Source organism: Streptomyces sp. NRRL WC-3605 (genome assembly GCF_001509795.1).
Classification (GTDB): Bacteria; Actinomycetota; Actinomycetes; order Streptomycetales; family Streptomycetaceae; genus Streptomyces; species Streptomyces viridochromogenes.
Window position 1 is genome coordinate 26489 of record NZ_LLZN01000002.1, and the last position, 13790, is coordinate 40278.

The window sequence follows — 13790 nt, forward strand, 5'->3', positions numbered from 1 at the left end:
TCGCTAGGCGCGTTTGTAGACGGGTGGCCGCTTCTCCGCGAAGGCGCGGGCGCCTTCCCTGGCGTCGGCGGTGTCGAAGAGGGGCCATCCGCGGGTGAGTTCGGCGGCGAGGCCGTCGGTCTCCGTCATCTCGGCCGTCTCGTACACGGACGCCTTCACGGCCTCCACGGCGAGCGGAGCGCAGGCGTTGACGCGGTCGGCGATCTCCAGGGCCTTCGCGAGGGCGGTGCCGTCGGGCACGACGTGCCCGATCAGGCCGATGGCCGCGGCCTCGCGGGCGCTGTAGGGCCGTCCGGTGAGCAGCATCTCCAGGGCGTGGGTGCGGGGGATCTGACGGGGCAGGCGCACGGTGGAACCGCCGATCGGGAACAGGCCGCGCCGGACCTCGAACAGCCCGAAGACGGCCGACTCTCCGGCGACCCGGATGTCGGTGCCCTGGAGGATCTCGGTGCCGCCCGCGACGCAGTGCCCCTCGACGGCGGCGATCACCGGTTTGCGCGGCCGGTGGTGGCGCAGCATGGCCTTCCAGTGCAGGTCGGGGTCGGCCTTGAGCCGGTCGCGGTACCCCTCCCCCGCCATGCCGTCACCGGCGAGGGCCTTGAGGTCCATGCCGGCGCAGAAGGCGCCGCCCGCTCCGGTGAGCACGACCGAGCGGATCGCGTCGTCGGCGTCGGCCTCGGCCCAGCCGTCGTGGAGGCCGACGAGCATGGGCAGCGACAGGGCGTTCCTCGCCTCGGGCCGGTCGAGCGTGAGCACGAGGGTGGCGCCCTCGCGCCGCACGGTGAGGTGTTCGGTGCCGCCCATGAGCCCTCTCCCCTCTGCCGGAACGAGAACAGGTTGCAGGAGGCGACGGAGCACTTCAAGGGTTTTCTGACAGACAGTCAGATTCTTTTGCGCGGAGGGTTCCCACTTGTGCCGCCCTTTGCTCTGATGACCGGCGAACCGTCACACAGCCAGGCCCAGCCGAGGTCAGGAGGAGCGGTGGAGTACAACCTCGCCGACCTGTTCGAGTCGGTCGTCGACGCGGTCCCGGACCGTGAGGCGCTCGTGTACCTCGACCACCCCCGCTCGGGCGCCGAACGCCGTCTGACCTACGCCGAGCTGGACGCCGCCGCCAACCGGATCGGCCACCACCTGATCGACAGCGGCATCCGTCCGGGCGAGCACCTGGGCCTGCACCTGTACAACGGCGTCGAGTACCTGCAGACGGTGCTGGGCTGCCTCAAGGCCCGGATCGTCCCCGTCAACGTCAACTACCGCTACGTCGAGGAGGAACTGGTCCATCTGTACCGGGACGCCGATCTGGTGGCCCTGGTCTTCGACGCCGAGTTCACCGAGCGGGTGGCCGCAGCGCTGCCCGGCGTCGAGGCGCTGCGGCATCTGGTGCGGGTGGGCCGGGCCGGGCCGGGCGCCGCCGCGACGGCCGCCGTGCCCTTCGCCGACGCGGAGGCCGCCGGGTCGCCGGAGCGCGGGTTCCCGGCCCGGTCGGGCGACGACCAGTTCATCGTCTACACGGGCGGCACGACCGGGATGCCGAAGGGCGTGATGTGGCGGCAGGAGGACCTGTTCTTCGCCGGCCTGGGCGGCGGCGCGCCGACCGGGGAGCCGGTGCGCAGGCCGCAGGAGCTCGCCGAGCGGGTCGTCGCGAGCGGTGACGGCATCACGTTCTTCCCGACGGCCCCGCTGATGCACGGGACGTCCACCCTGACGGCGTTCATCGGCTTCGGCTTCGGACAGCGCGTGGTGATCCACCGCCGGTTCGTGCCGGAGGAGGTGCTGCGCACGGTCGAGCGGGAGCGGGTGACGAGCGTGTCCCTGGTCGGCGACGCGATGCTGCGGCCCCTGGTGGACGCGCTCGACGGGCCGTTGAAGGGCACGGACTGCTCGTCCCTGTTCAGTGTGTCGTCCTCCGGCGCGGTCATGTCCGACACCGTGCGGCGGCAGTTCCAGGAACTGGTCCCGAACGCGCTGCTGCTGAACAACTTCGGGTCCTCCGAGTCCGGCTTCAACGGCACGGCGACGGCGGACTCCGGTCCGGAGCGCGGTTTCCGCATCCGCGTCAACTCCCGTACCCGGGTGGTGGACCCGGTGACCCGGGAGCCGGTCGGCGCGGGCGAGGTGGGCCGGGTCGCGCAGTGCGGCCATGTGCCGCTCGGCTACTACAACGACCCGGTGAAAACCGCCGAGACGTTCTTCGAGAGGGACGGCGAACGCTGGGTGCTGCTCGGCGACATGGCCACGGTCGACGAGGAGGGGGTCGTGACCGTGCTGGGCCGCGGCTCGCAGTGCATCAACACCGGGGGCGAGAAGGTGTACCCGGAGGAGGTCGAGCAGGCACTCAAGTCCCACCCCGACGTCTACGACGCCCTGGTGGCCGGGGTGCCGGACGCGAGGTGGGGCAGCCATGTCGCCGCGGTGGTGCAGGTGCGCGACGGGGCGCCGCGGCCGTCCCTGGAGGACGTCCAGACCCACTGCCGCACCCGTCTCGCCGGGTACAAGATCCCCCGGCAGCTGGTGATCACGGACGCGATACGACGGTCGCCGAGCGGCAAGGCGGACTACCGCTGGGCACGGGAGGTGGCGGAGACCGCCGATCGGACGGGACGTGGGGCGTAGTCTTTGCCCGCGATTGACCTGCGGATCTGAACGGACGGCGGGGGCGCGCCGTACGCGAGGGAGGCGGTCCCGACCCACGGGCCCGGTCCGCCGTACCAGCAGGGAAACCGCACGGAAGGACTTCGGGTGTCGCACCTCACGCCCTCTCGCCAGCTGCCGGACACGGACGCGGACGCCGACGGGAGCCCGGACCCCGACGTGACGGCGACGGAGGAGCCCGGCAAGGACTCCGAATCCGGCGTACAGGAACCGGACGCGCAGGATCCCTCACCCTCCCCCGGCGGCTGGTTCGGCTGGCGCCGGCGTTTCCCGCGGACTGCCCGTGGGGTGTGGCTGGGCACGACCGTGCTGGCCGCCGTGCTGGTGTACGTCGTACTGATCGTGCCCAACCGGCTCGACCGGATGCCCGTCGAGTCGTTCTTCCGCCTCCCCGTCGAAGCGCTGTTCCTCGCGGGCCTCCTGCTCGCGCTGCCGCCGCGGCCGCGGCGGATCACGGCCGCCGTCCTGGGCGTGTTCCTCGGGATGTCGGCCGTCCTGAAGTGTCTCGACATGGGCTTCCGGCAGACCCTGGCCCGGCCGTTCGACCTGGTCTTCGACTGGGTGCTGCTCGCGGACGCCGCGGACTTCCTGAAGGACTCGCTCGGCCGCACGGGCGAGGCGCTGGCGGTGATCGGGGTCGTCGCCCTGGCCGTGGCCGTGCTGGTCCTGAGCGGGCTCGCGATGCTGCGGCTGGCGGACGTGCTGGCCCGCCACCGCCGGGTGGCCGCACGTTCCACGCTGGTCCTCGGCGTCGTGTGGATCATCTGCTTCACCCTGGGGGTGCAGTCCGGCGGCGTCACGTTCGCCACCAAGGGCTACGCCCAGTACCTGTCGAACCGTGTGCAGTACGTCCGCGACGGCCTCGCCGACGCCGAGGTGTTCGAGAAGCAGCTCACCGCCGACGCCTACGCCAGGACGCCGTCCGACCAGCTGCTGACCGGGCTGCGCGGCAAGGACGTCATGCTCACCTTCATCGAGAGCTACGGCCGGGTCGCCATCGACGACCCGAAGATGGGACCGGCGGTCGACGCCACGCTCAGGGCGGGCGACGCCCGGCTGAAGGCCGCCGGCTTCTCCGCGCGCAGCGGCTGGCTCAGGTCGCCGGTGACGGGCGCCGGCAGCTGGCTCGCCCACTCCACGTTCCTGTCGGGCCTGTGGGTGAAGAACCAGCAGCGCTACCGGTCCCTGACCACCAGCGACCGCGCCACCCTCACCAGCTATTTCCAGAAGACCGGGGCCTGGCGGACGGTCGGCATCGTCCCCGGCGTCCGCAAGGCCTGGCCCGAGGGCAAGTACTTCGGCCTCGACCACATCTACGACTCCGAACACCTGGGGTACCAGGGCCCGTACTTCAGCTGGTCGCCGGTGCCGGACCAGTTCAGCCTGGAGGCGTTCCAGCGGCTGGAGCACGGGAAGAAGAACCGCGACCCGATCATGGCGGAGATCATCCTCGCCTCCAGCCACAACCCGTGGTCGCCGATCCCCCGCATGGTCGACTGGGACGACCTCGGTGACGGATCGGTGTTCGACGGGATCGAGAAGAAGGGCACCGACCCGGCGCAGGTCTGGAAGGACTCCGACCGGGTGCGCACCGAATACCGGCGTGCCATCGAGTACTCGGTGCAGAGCCTCACCGAGTGGGTCGAGCGCTACGGCACCGACGACACGGTGCTGGTCTTCCTCGGCGACCACCAGCCCGTCCCGACGGTCACGGGAGGGAGCACGAACAGGGACGTGCCGGTCACGATCGTGGCCCGGGACCCGAAGGTCCTGGAGCGGATCGAGGGCTGGGACTGGACGCCGGGCCTCAAGCCCGCCGACGACGCCCCGACCTGGGGCATGGACCGGTTCCGGGACCGCTTCCTGACGGCGTACGGCCCTCAGGGCCGCTGACCGGCCTCCAGGAAGGCCCTGATCCGCCGGACGAACCACACCGGGTCGTCCAGCCACGGGTAGTGCCCGGCGCCGGGCTGCACGGCCAGTTCGGCGCCCGGCAGGGCGGCCGCCGTACGCCGGGCCAGGGCGGGGCTGGGGCCGCCGTCTGCTCCGCCCGCGAGGACGAGGACCGGGGCCGTCGCACGGGCCAGGGCGGCACGGGTGGCCGCCGGGTCGAAGGCACCCTCGGAGAAGTACACCTCGGCGGCCTCGTCGTTCGACTCGTCCTCGGCGCGGGCGTCGTGCTCCCGGGCGGCGTCGTCCCAGCGGCCGTAGAAGAAGGGGGCGATGGCCGGGTCGAAGTCGCCGTCCCCGGTCAGCCACCGCTCGAACAGGGGGTACGCCTCGGCGAACCAGGGCTCGCCCTCCCGCTGCCGCGCGGCCGCCCGGCGCTCCTCGGCCGTGGCCGGCATGCCCAGGACCCACGGGGTCGCGGTGACCAGCGCCAGCCGGTTCACCCGCTCGGGATGCCGGGCGGTGTACAGGAGCGCGAGGCTGCCGCCCGCCGAGTGGCCGAGCACGTCCACGCGGGACAGCCCCAGGTGCTCCCGCAGCCGCTCGACGTCGTCCACGAGCCGGTCGCAGCGGTAGGTGGCGGGGTCGGCGGGTGTCCCGGAGGCTCCGGTGCCGCGCAGGTCGAACAGGACGAGGCGCCGGTGCGCGGACAGCCCGCCCAGGTCGCCCAGGTAGGCGGAGGCCCGCATCGGTCCGCCCGGCAGGACGAGCAGCGGTTCGCCCTCCCCTCGGAGGTGGTAGGCGAGTTCGGTGCCGTCGGTGGCGCGCAGGGTGGGCATGGGCCCGATCATGGTCGTGGCACGCGCCCGCCCGCAAGGTGATGCGGGGGCGCCGGCGACGACGGCCGTTCTCAGGGGCTCAAAAATCCGCCCGACCCCCTTGCCTGATCACGCACCGCCTGAATTACTGATCCCGAAAGACCCAGACCGAATGATCGGTCGTCCGGATTGGTGCGGTTGGTGGGAGATCTCCCTATGACGGATGTGACGGACCTGCGGGACGCGGGGGAACGCCTCGACCTGGAGGGGCTGCGGGCGCTCCAGCTGGAGCGGCTGCGGGCCTCGCTGCGGCACGCGTACGACAACGTGCCGTTCTACCGGGAGTCCTTCGACAAGGCCGGGGTACGGCCGGAGGACTGCCGTTCGCTCGCCGACCTGGCCCGCTTCCCCTTCACGGCCAAGGCCGACCTGCGCGCGAACTACCCGTACGGGATGTTCGCGGTGCCCCAGGACCGTATCCGCCGTCTCCACGCCTCCAGCGGCACCACGGGGCGGCCCACGGTCGTCGGCTACACCGACGGCGATCTCTCCCTGTGGGCGGACATGGTGGCCCGCTCGATCCGTGCGGCGGGCGGGCGGCCGGGCGACAAGGTGCACGTGGCGTACGGCTACGGGCTGTTCACCGGCGGGCTCGGCGCGCACTACGGGGCCGAGCGGCTCGGCTGCACGGTCATCCCCGCGTCCGGCGGCATGACCGCCCGCCAGGTGCAGCTGATCCAGGACCTCAAGCCCGAGATCATCATGGTGACGCCGTCGTACATGCTGACGCTGCTCGACGAGTTCGAACGGCAGGGCGTCGACCCGCGCGGGACGTCGCTGCGGGTGGGGATCTTCGGGGCCGAGCCGTGGACCGAGCAGATGCGGCGCGAGATCGAGGAGCGCTTCGCGATCGACGCGGTCGACATCTACGGGCTGTCCGAGGTCATCGGTCCGGGCGTGGCCCAGGAGTGCGTGGAGACCAAGGACGGCCTCCATGTGTGGGAGGACCACTTCTTCCCGGAGATCGTCGACCCGGTCACCGGTGAGCCGCTGCCCGACGGCGAGGAGGGCGAGCTGGTCTTCACCTCGCTCACCAAGGAGGCCATGCCCATCATCCGGTACCGCACCCGGGACCTGACCCGGCTGCTCCCGGGCACGGCCCGGGTGTTCCGGCGGATGGAGAAGATCACCGGGCGCAGCGACGACATGGTCATCCTGCGCGGGGTCAACCTGTTCCCCACCCAGGTCGAGGAGATCGTGCTGCGCACGCCGGGCGTGGCCCCCCACTTCCAGCTGCGGCTGAGCCGGGAGGGCCGGATGGACGCGCTGACCGTGCGGGCCGAGGCCCGTCCGGACGCGTCGCCTGAGGTCCGGGACGCCGCCGCGCGGTCGATCGCGGCGGCCGTGAAGGACGGCATCGGGGTCTCGGTCACCGTGGAGATCGTCGAGCCGGAGTCGCTGGAGCGCTCGGTGGGCAAGATCCGGCGGATCGTGGACCTGCGTTCCAAGTGACCTCGGTGACCTCGGTGACCTCTAGGCGGTCTCCCTCGCGAACCGGTCGCGCAGTTCGCGCTTGAGGATCTTGCCGCTGGCGTTGCGCGGGAGCTCGTCCACGAACACGACCCGCTTCGGGGCCTTGAAGTGGGCGAGCTTCTCGCGCGTGTGCTCGATCAGCTCCGCCTCGCTGACCTCGCCACGCGGCACGACGACCGCGGTGACCGCCTCGATCCACCGGTCGTCCGGCAGCCCGATCACGGCGGCCTCGGCGACGGCCCCGTGGGTGTAGAGGGCGTCCTCGACCTGCCGTGAGGCGACCAGGACGCCACCGGAGTTGATGACGTCCTTCACCCGGTCGACGATCGTGAAGTAGCCGTGCGCGTCACGCACCGCGAGGTCGCCGGAGCGGAACCAGCCGTCCCGGAAGGCCGCGGCGGTCTCCTCGGGCTTGTCCCAGTAGCCCTCGCACAGCTGCGGGGAGCGGTACACGATCTCGCCGGGCGTGCCGTCGGGCACGTCCTTGCCGTCCTCGTCGACCACGCGCGCGTCCACGAACAGCACGGGCCTGCCGCAGGAGTCCATCCGGCCCTTGTGCTCGTCCGGCGCGAGGACGGTGGCGAGGGGGCCGATCTCGCTCTGCCCGAAGCAGTTGTAGAAGCCCAGCTTCGGGAGCCGTTCGCGCAGCCGCTCCAGGACGGGCACCGGCATGATCGAGGCGCCGTAGTACGCCTTGCGCAGCCCGCTCAAGTCGCGGTCGGCGAAGTCGGGGCGGCCCGCGAGGGCGATCCACACCGTGGGCGGGGCGAACAGGCTGTCCACCCGGCCGGCCTCGATCAGGTCCAGGAGCCGGTCGCCGTCGGGGGCGTCCAGGATGATGTTGGTGGCGCCGACCGCGAGGTAGGGCACCAGGAAGACGTGCATCTGCGCCGAGTGGTACAGCGGCAGGGAGTGCGCGGGGCGGTCGCCCGCGCTGAGGTCGAGCGCGGTGATGGCGCTCAGGTACTCGTGGACGAGCGCGCGGTGCGTCATCATCGCGCCCTTCGGCAGGGCCGTCGTCCCGGAGGTGTAGAGGAGCTGGACCAGGTCCTCGGTGCGCGGCTCGGGGCCGTCGTAGGGCTCCGCGCCGGCGAGCCGGGCGAGCAGGGAGTCGTCGGCGTCGCGCAGCGCCAGGGTCCGGGTGCCCTCGGGCAGCCGGGCGGCGAGGCCGGGGTCGGCGAGGACCAGCGCGCTGCCGGACTGGTGCACGAGATAGGCGAGGTCGTCGCCGGTCAGGTTCTGGTTGACCGGGACGTGGACGAGGCCCGCGCGGGCGCAGGCGAGGAAGCCGATCAGATAGGCGTCCGAGTTGTGGCCGTAGGCGCCGACCCGGTCGCCGGGGGCGAGGCCCTGGCCGAGCAGGACGGTCGCCGCGCGCGAGACGGCGTCGTCGAGTTCGGCGTACGTCCACGAGCGGTCGCCGTACTCCACCGCCGTGCGTGCCGGGGTGCGGTGGGCGCTGCGCCGGAGCACCCCGTCAACCGTGCTGCCCTGTCCCTGCGTCATGACTCATGATCCTCGGTGCGCCGCCGGGGACAGGTCAAGCATCCGGGGGGTCGATTGCACCGACCAGTAGGTACGCTCAACCGCTCCTTCCCTCAACGACGTCGGGAGGCACGATGCGCACCACCCGTCTGAGACGACTGGCCGCCGCGGCCACCGTCCTGTTCACCGCCACCGCGGCCCTGCCGGCCGCCGCGGCCGAACGGCCGGGCCGCCACGACAACCCCTCGCACGGCGGCCTGTCGGCCGAGATCCGCTACACCGAGTACGGCATCCCCCATATCGTCGCCGGCAACTACAAGTCCCTGGGTTTCGGCACCGGTTGGGCGCAGGCCGCCGACCAGGTGTGCACCCTCGCCGACGGGTTCCTGACCGTGCGCGGCGAGCGCTCCCGGTTCCTCGGACCGGACGCGGCGACCGACTTCTCGCTGTCGTCGGCGGGCACGAACCTCTCCAGCGACCTGTACTTCCGCGGGGTGCGCCAGACGCGGACGGTCGAGAAGCTGCTCGCGCGGCCCGCGCCGCTCGGCCCGAGCCGTCAGGTCTCCGACCTGCTGCGCGGTTTCGCCTCCGGGTACAACGCGTGGCTGCGGCAGAACCGTGTCACCGACCCGGCCTGCAAGGGGGCCGCGTGGGTGCGGCCGGTGACCACGCTGGACGTGGTGGCCCGCTTCTACGCCTTCGCGGTGCTCGGTGGCCAGGGCGGTTCCGTCGACGACATCACGGCCGCACAGCCGCCCACCGGTGCCGCCGCCGGCGCCAAGAGCGCCGCGCCGGACGCCGACGCCGTGATCCGGGCCGTGCGGCAGCGGACCGCCGACGCCGCCATGGGGTCGAACGCGGTGGCCTTCCGGGGCGACACCACGGCGAGCGGACGCGGTCTGCTGCTGGGCAATCCGCACTACCCGTGGCAGGGCGGCCGCCGGTTCTGGCAGTCGCAGCAGACCATCCCCGGTGAACTCGACGTCGCGGGCGGGTCGTTGCTGGGCTCCCCCACGATCTCCATCGGCTACAACGCGCATGTGGCGTGGAGCCACACCGTGTCGACGGGTGTGCCGTTCGCCCTGCGCCAGCTCACGCTGGATCCCGCCGACCCCACCGTCTACCTCGTGGACGGCCGGCGCGAGCGGATGACGAAGCGGACCGTGACGGTGCCGGTCAAGGGCGCCGCCCCGGTGACCCGCACCCAGTGGTGGACCCGGTACGGCCCCGTCGTCGCCGATCCCACCGGGAACCCCCCGCTGCCCTGGACGGCGACGACGGCGTTCGCGCTGCACGACCCGAACGCCGCGAACATGCGGTTCGCCGACACCTCGCTCGGCTTCGGCAAGGCCCGGAGCACGGCCGACGTGCTGAAGTCCCTGTCCCGGCACCAGGGTCTGCCGTGGGTGAACACCATCGCCGCAGACTCCTCGGGGCACTCGCTGTTCAGCCAGTCGCAGGTGCTGCCCCGGATCACCGACGAGCTGGCGGCGCGCTGCTCCACCCCGCTGGGGAAGGCCACCTATCCGGCGGCGGGCCTCGCGGTCCTCGACGGCTCCCGCGGTGACTGTGCGCTCGGCCGGGACGCCGACGCCGTCCAGCCGGGGACGTTCGGACCGAAGCGGATGCCGACGCTGAAGGACGCTCCGTACGTGGAGAACTCCAACGACAGTGCCTGGCTCGCCAACGCCGACCGGCCGCTGACCGGGTACGAGCGGATCTTCGGCACGGTCGGCACCCAGCGGTCGCTGCGTACGCGCGGTGCCGTCGAGGACGTGGCGGCGATGGCGCGCAAGGGCTCGCTGACCGTACGGGACCTTCAGCGGCAGCAGTTCGCGAACCGGGTGCCCGCCGCCGATCTGGCGGCGGCCGACGTGGCGACGGCGTGCGCCGCGCTGCCGGGCGGCACGGCGACGGGCGGCGACGGCACGGCGGTCGACGTGTCGGAGGCCTGCCGGGTGCTCGCGAAGTGGGACCGCACCATGGACACCGGCAGCCGTGGCGCCCTCCTGTTCGACCGGTTCTGGCGCAAGTTCAACACCTCCGTGCCGTCGGCCGAGCGGTGGAAGGTGCCCTTCTCGGCGGCGGATCCGGTGCGCACGCCGAACACCCTCAACACCGGCGCGCCCGGGTTCGCGAGGGCGCTCGCGGACACGGTGGCCGAGCTGCGGGGCGCGGGCGTCGCGCTGGACTCGCGGCTGGGCGAGCACCAGTTCGTCGTACGGAACGGGCAGCGCATCGCCGTTCCGGGCGGCACCGAGCAGCTCGGGGTGTGGAACAAGGTCGAGCCGGTGTGGAACCCGGCGCAGGGCGGCTACACCGAGGTGACGACCGGCTCCAGCCACATCCAGGCGGTCGGCTGGGACGGCAGCCGCTGCCCGGTGGCGCGGACGCTGCTGACGTACGCGCAGTCGTCGAACGCGAAGTCGCCGCATTTCAGCGACCAGACGCGGCTGTTCTCGGGTGAGAGGTGGGTGACGGCGCGGTTCTGCGAGAAGGACGTCCTGGCGTCGCCCGCGCTGCGGATCGTGCGGGTGCGCGAGCGCTGAGCGGCCACGGCCCCGCCGCGCGTCCTGGCCGGGCGCGGGGCGGGGCCGTGCCGTCTCACACGGGGCGGGCACGGCCCTGCCAGTACGGGTCGCGCAACCGCCGTTTGTACAGCTTGCCGTTGGGGTCCCGGGGCATCTCGGCGACGAAGTCGACGCTGAGGGGCCGCTTGTAGCCGGCGAGCCGTTCGGCGCAGTGGGCGAGGACGGCGGCGGCGAGGTCCGGGCCGGGGTCGTGGCCGGGGGCCGGTTCGACGACGGCCTTGACCTCCTCGCCCCAGTCGTCGTGCGGGACTCCGAAGACGGCGGCGTCGGCGACGGCGGGGTGGGAGAGCAGCACGGACTCGATCTCGGCGGGGTAGATGTTGACGCCGCCCGAGATGATCATGTCGATCTTGCGGTCGCGGAGGAAGAGGTAGCCCTCCTCGTCGAGGAGGCCGAGGTCGCCGACGGTGAAGAAGTCGCCGACGCGGTTCGCACGGGTCTTGGCCTCGTCCTTGTGGTAGCTGAAGCCGCCGGTGTCCATCCGCAGGTAGACGGTGCCGAGTTCGCCGGGCGGGAGCCGGTTGCCGTCGTCGTCGAGGACGGCGATCTCGCTGATCGGCCAGGCCCGGCCGACCGTGCCGGGCCTCTTCAGCCAGTCCTCGGCGGTCGCGAAGGTCCCGCCGCCCTCGCTGGCCGCGTAGTACTCCTCGACGCACGGACCCCACCAGTCGAGCATCGCCCGCTTCACGTGCCCGGGGCAGGGCGCGGCGCCGTGGAGGGCGTGCCGCATGGAGGAGACGTCGTAGCGGGCCCGTGTCTCCTCGGGCAGGGCGAGCAGCCGGTGGAACTGGGTCGGGACCATGTGGGTGTGGGTGCAGCGGTGGGTGTCGATGGCGCGGAGCATGTCCTCGGGGGTCCACTTGTCCATCAGCACCAGCCGGTGGCCGATGTGCAGGGACGCGCCCGCGAACTGGAGCACGGCGGTGTGGTAGAGCGGCGAGGACACGAGGTGGACGTTGCCGTCGAACGGCCGGATGCCGAAGATGCCGAGGAAGCCGCCCAGGTGGGCCTCCTCGGGCGCCCTGCCGGACAGGGGGCGGCGGATGCCGCGCGGGCGGCCGGTGGTGCCCGAGGTGTAGTTCATGACCCAGCCGAGGGTGCGGTCGGCGGGCGCTGACTCCGGCTGCCCGTCGAGGAGTTCGGGGTAGGGCCGGAATCCCTCGGCGGCGCCGACCGCGTACCGGTGGGCCGGCGGGAGACCGGCCTCGTCGGCGGCCTGGCGTGCGGCGTCCGCGTACCGCTCGTGCGCGACGAGCACCTTGGCGCCGGAGTCGGCGACGATCCAGGCGATCTCGGGGCCGACGAGATGGTGGTTGACGGGGACGAGGTAGAAGCCGGCCTGTCCGGCCGCGAGGTAGGCGGTGAGGAACTCGGCGCCGTTGGGGAGGACGACGGCGAAGGCGTCGCCGCGTTCCAGGCCGGCGGCCCGCAGGCCGTGCACGAGACGGTTGGCGTCGGCGTGCAGCCGTCCGGCGGTCCACCGCTCGCCGTCGGGGGCGACGAGCACGGTGCGGCCGGGTTCGGCGGCGGCCTGTGCCCAGAAGCCGACGGGCGCCTTGTTCTCCGCGTGTGCCGCGGGCCCGCCGGTCATCGTCCGCTCCGGCCCGCGACGCGGTTCAGGCGGTCGACGGCCCGTTCGAAGCCCCGCGTGAGGTCGTCGAAGACCTCCCGGACGCTGCGTTCGGTGGTCATCCGGCCGACGATCTGCCCGACCGGGGTGCCGAGCAGGGGTTCCACCTCGTACCGCTGGATGCGGGAGACGGCGTCGGCGACCAGGAGCCCTTGGAGGGGCATGGGCAGGGTGCCGGGGCCGTCCGGGTCGTCCCAGGCGTCGGTCCAGTCGGTGCGCAGCTGACGTGCGGGTTTGCCGGTGAGGGCGCGGGAGCGGACGGTGTCGGAGGAGGTGGCCGCGAGGAGCTTGCGGGTGAGGGCGGGCGAGTGGAGGTCCGCCTCGGTGGTGGTGAGCCACACGGAGCCCAGCCACACGCCTTGGGCGCCGAGCGCGAGCGCGGCGGCCACCTGCTGTCCGCTGCCGATGCCGCCGGCGGCGAGGACCGGCAGCGGGTGGACCTCCTCCACGACCTCCGGGGTGAGCACCATGGACGCGATCTCACCGGTGTGGCCGCCCGCCTCGTAGCCCTGCGCGACGACGACGTCGATTCCGGCGTCCCTGTGCTTGCGGGCGTGGCGGGCGCTTCCGGCGAGGGCGGCGACGAGCACGCCCTGCTCGTGGGCGCGGGCGACGACGTCGGCGGGCGGGGAGCCGAGGGCGTTGGCGAGCAGTGCGATGGGGTGGCCGAAGGCGACGTCGAGCTGGCGGCGGGCGACCTGTTCCATCCAGCCGGTGATGCGCCAGCCGGCGGCCTCCCCCGCGGGCAGTTCGGGTACGCCGTACTTGGCGAGGGTGTCCTGGACGAACTGCCGGTGCCCGGCCGGGATCATGGCCTCGGCATCGGTCTCGCCGACGCCCTCGACCTTGGCGGCGGGCATGACGACGTCGAGGCCGTAGGGCAGCCCGCCGACGTGGGCGTCGATCCAGTCGAGGTCGCGGGCGAGGTCGTCCGGGGCGGTGTAGCGGACCGCGCCGAGCACCCCGAAGCCGCCGGCCCGGCTGATGGCCGCGGCGACGGCGGGGAACGGCGTGAAGCCGAAGACGGCGTGCTCGACTCCCAGGGTGGTGCTCAACTCCGTCTGCATGGGCGCAGGATGCCGCAGTCGTCCGGACGACGGAAGGCTTTTTCTGATACACCGTCAGATCTTTTCGGTGTCATTGGATGGGCACACACCGTTGACATGACCCCGTTCTGACAGGAAAGTT

The 13790-nt window shown here is 72.5% G+C and carries 9 protein-coding genes; 4 read left to right on the forward strand and 5 right to left on the reverse strand.

Annotated features, from left to right (window positions below; all coding sequences use genetic code 11):
* Positions 1-3: 3 nt before the first annotated feature.
* A complete protein-coding gene (locus ADL34_RS02190) occupies positions 4-804 on the reverse strand; it encodes a crotonase/enoyl-CoA hydratase family protein (protein ID WP_062669670.1) in 801 nt (266 codons plus the stop codon).
* A gap of 177 nt (positions 805-981) precedes the next feature.
* Here ADL34_RS02190 and ADL34_RS02195 point away from each other — a divergent pair, with 177 nt between their 5' ends.
* Together ADL34_RS02195 and ADL34_RS02200 are read left to right on the forward strand one after the other, a co-directional pair.
* Complete coding sequence (locus ADL34_RS02195) at positions 982-2616, forward strand: acyl-CoA synthetase (RefSeq protein ID WP_062669672.1); 1635 nt, start codon at positions 982-984, stop codon at positions 2614-2616.
* Positions 2617-2742: 126 nt separating this feature from the next.
* On the forward strand, positions 2743-4548 hold the full coding sequence (locus tag ADL34_RS02200) for a hypothetical protein (protein ID WP_062669674.1): 1806 nt from the start codon (positions 2743-2745) through the stop codon (positions 4546-4548).
* Here ADL34_RS02200 and ADL34_RS02205 read toward each other — a convergent pair.
* A complete protein-coding gene (locus tag ADL34_RS02205; RefSeq protein ID WP_062669676.1) occupies positions 4536-5384 on the reverse strand; it encodes an alpha/beta fold hydrolase in 849 nt (282 codons plus the stop codon). The two genes, ADL34_RS02200 and ADL34_RS02205, sit on opposite strands and share 13 nt — an antisense overlap.
* A gap of 195 nt (positions 5385-5579) precedes the next feature.
* Here ADL34_RS02205 and paaK point away from each other — a divergent pair, with 195 nt between their 5' ends.
* The gene (gene paaK, locus ADL34_RS02210; protein WP_062669678.1) at positions 5580-6875 is read left to right on the forward strand and encodes a phenylacetate--CoA ligase PaaK; all 1296 of its coding nucleotides are present in this window, start codon (positions 5580-5582) and stop codon (positions 6873-6875) included.
* Between the two features lie 21 nt (positions 6876-6896).
* On the opposite strand, the gene ADL34_RS02215 is transcribed toward paaK, so the two are convergent.
* Positions 6897-8402: an acyl-CoA synthetase gene (locus ADL34_RS02215; RefSeq protein ID WP_062669681.1), complete on the reverse strand. Its 1506-nt coding sequence runs from the start codon at positions 8400-8402 to the stop codon at positions 6897-6899.
* Between the two features lie 113 nt (positions 8403-8515).
* Between ADL34_RS02215 and ADL34_RS02220 the strand changes: the two genes are divergently transcribed.
* Positions 8516-10930, forward strand: coding sequence for a penicillin acylase family protein (locus ADL34_RS02220; RefSeq protein WP_062669683.1), 2415 nt, complete (start codon positions 8516-8518; stop codon positions 10928-10930).
* 55 nt (positions 10931-10985) lie between these two features.
* On the opposite strand, the gene ADL34_RS02225 is transcribed toward ADL34_RS02220, so the two are convergent.
* Positions 10986-12563, reverse strand: coding sequence for an acyl-CoA synthetase (locus ADL34_RS02225; RefSeq protein ID WP_062669685.1), 1578 nt, complete (start codon positions 12561-12563; stop codon positions 10986-10988).
* The gene (locus ADL34_RS02230; protein ID WP_062669687.1) at positions 12560-13669 is read right to left on the reverse strand and encodes an NAD(P)H-dependent flavin oxidoreductase; all 1110 of its coding nucleotides are present in this window, start codon (positions 13667-13669) and stop codon (positions 12560-12562) included. The genes ADL34_RS02225 and ADL34_RS02230 overlap by 4 nt, the downstream gene beginning before the upstream one ends.
* Positions 13670-13790 lie beyond the last annotated feature (121 nt).

Bases quoted from the DNA above. Each gene is read 5' to 3' on its own strand.
- ADL34_RS02190 (WP_062669670.1), bottom strand. From the start codon at position 804: ATGGGCGGCACCGAACACCTCACCGTGCGGCGCGAGGGCGCCACCCTC.
- ADL34_RS02205 (WP_062669676.1), bottom strand. From the start codon at position 5,384: ATGCCCACCCTGCGCGCCACCGACGGCACCGAACTCGCCTACCACCTC.
- paaK (WP_062669678.1), top strand. From the start codon at position 5,580: ATGACGGATGTGACGGACCTGCGGGACGCGGGGGAACGCCTCGACCTG.
- ADL34_RS02215 (WP_062669681.1), bottom strand. From the start codon at position 8,402: ATGACGCAGGGACAGGGCAGCACGGTTGACGGGGTGCTCCGGCGCAGC.
- ADL34_RS02220 (WP_062669683.1), top strand. From the start codon at position 8,516: ATGCGCACCACCCGTCTGAGACGACTGGCCGCCGCGGCCACCGTCCTG.
- ADL34_RS02225 (WP_062669685.1), bottom strand. From the start codon at position 12,563: ATGACCGGCGGGCCCGCGGCACACGCGGAGAACAAGGCGCCCGTCGGC.
- ADL34_RS02230 (WP_062669687.1), bottom strand. From the start codon at position 13,669: ATGCAGACGGAGTTGAGCACCACCCTGGGAGTCGAGCACGCCGTCTTC.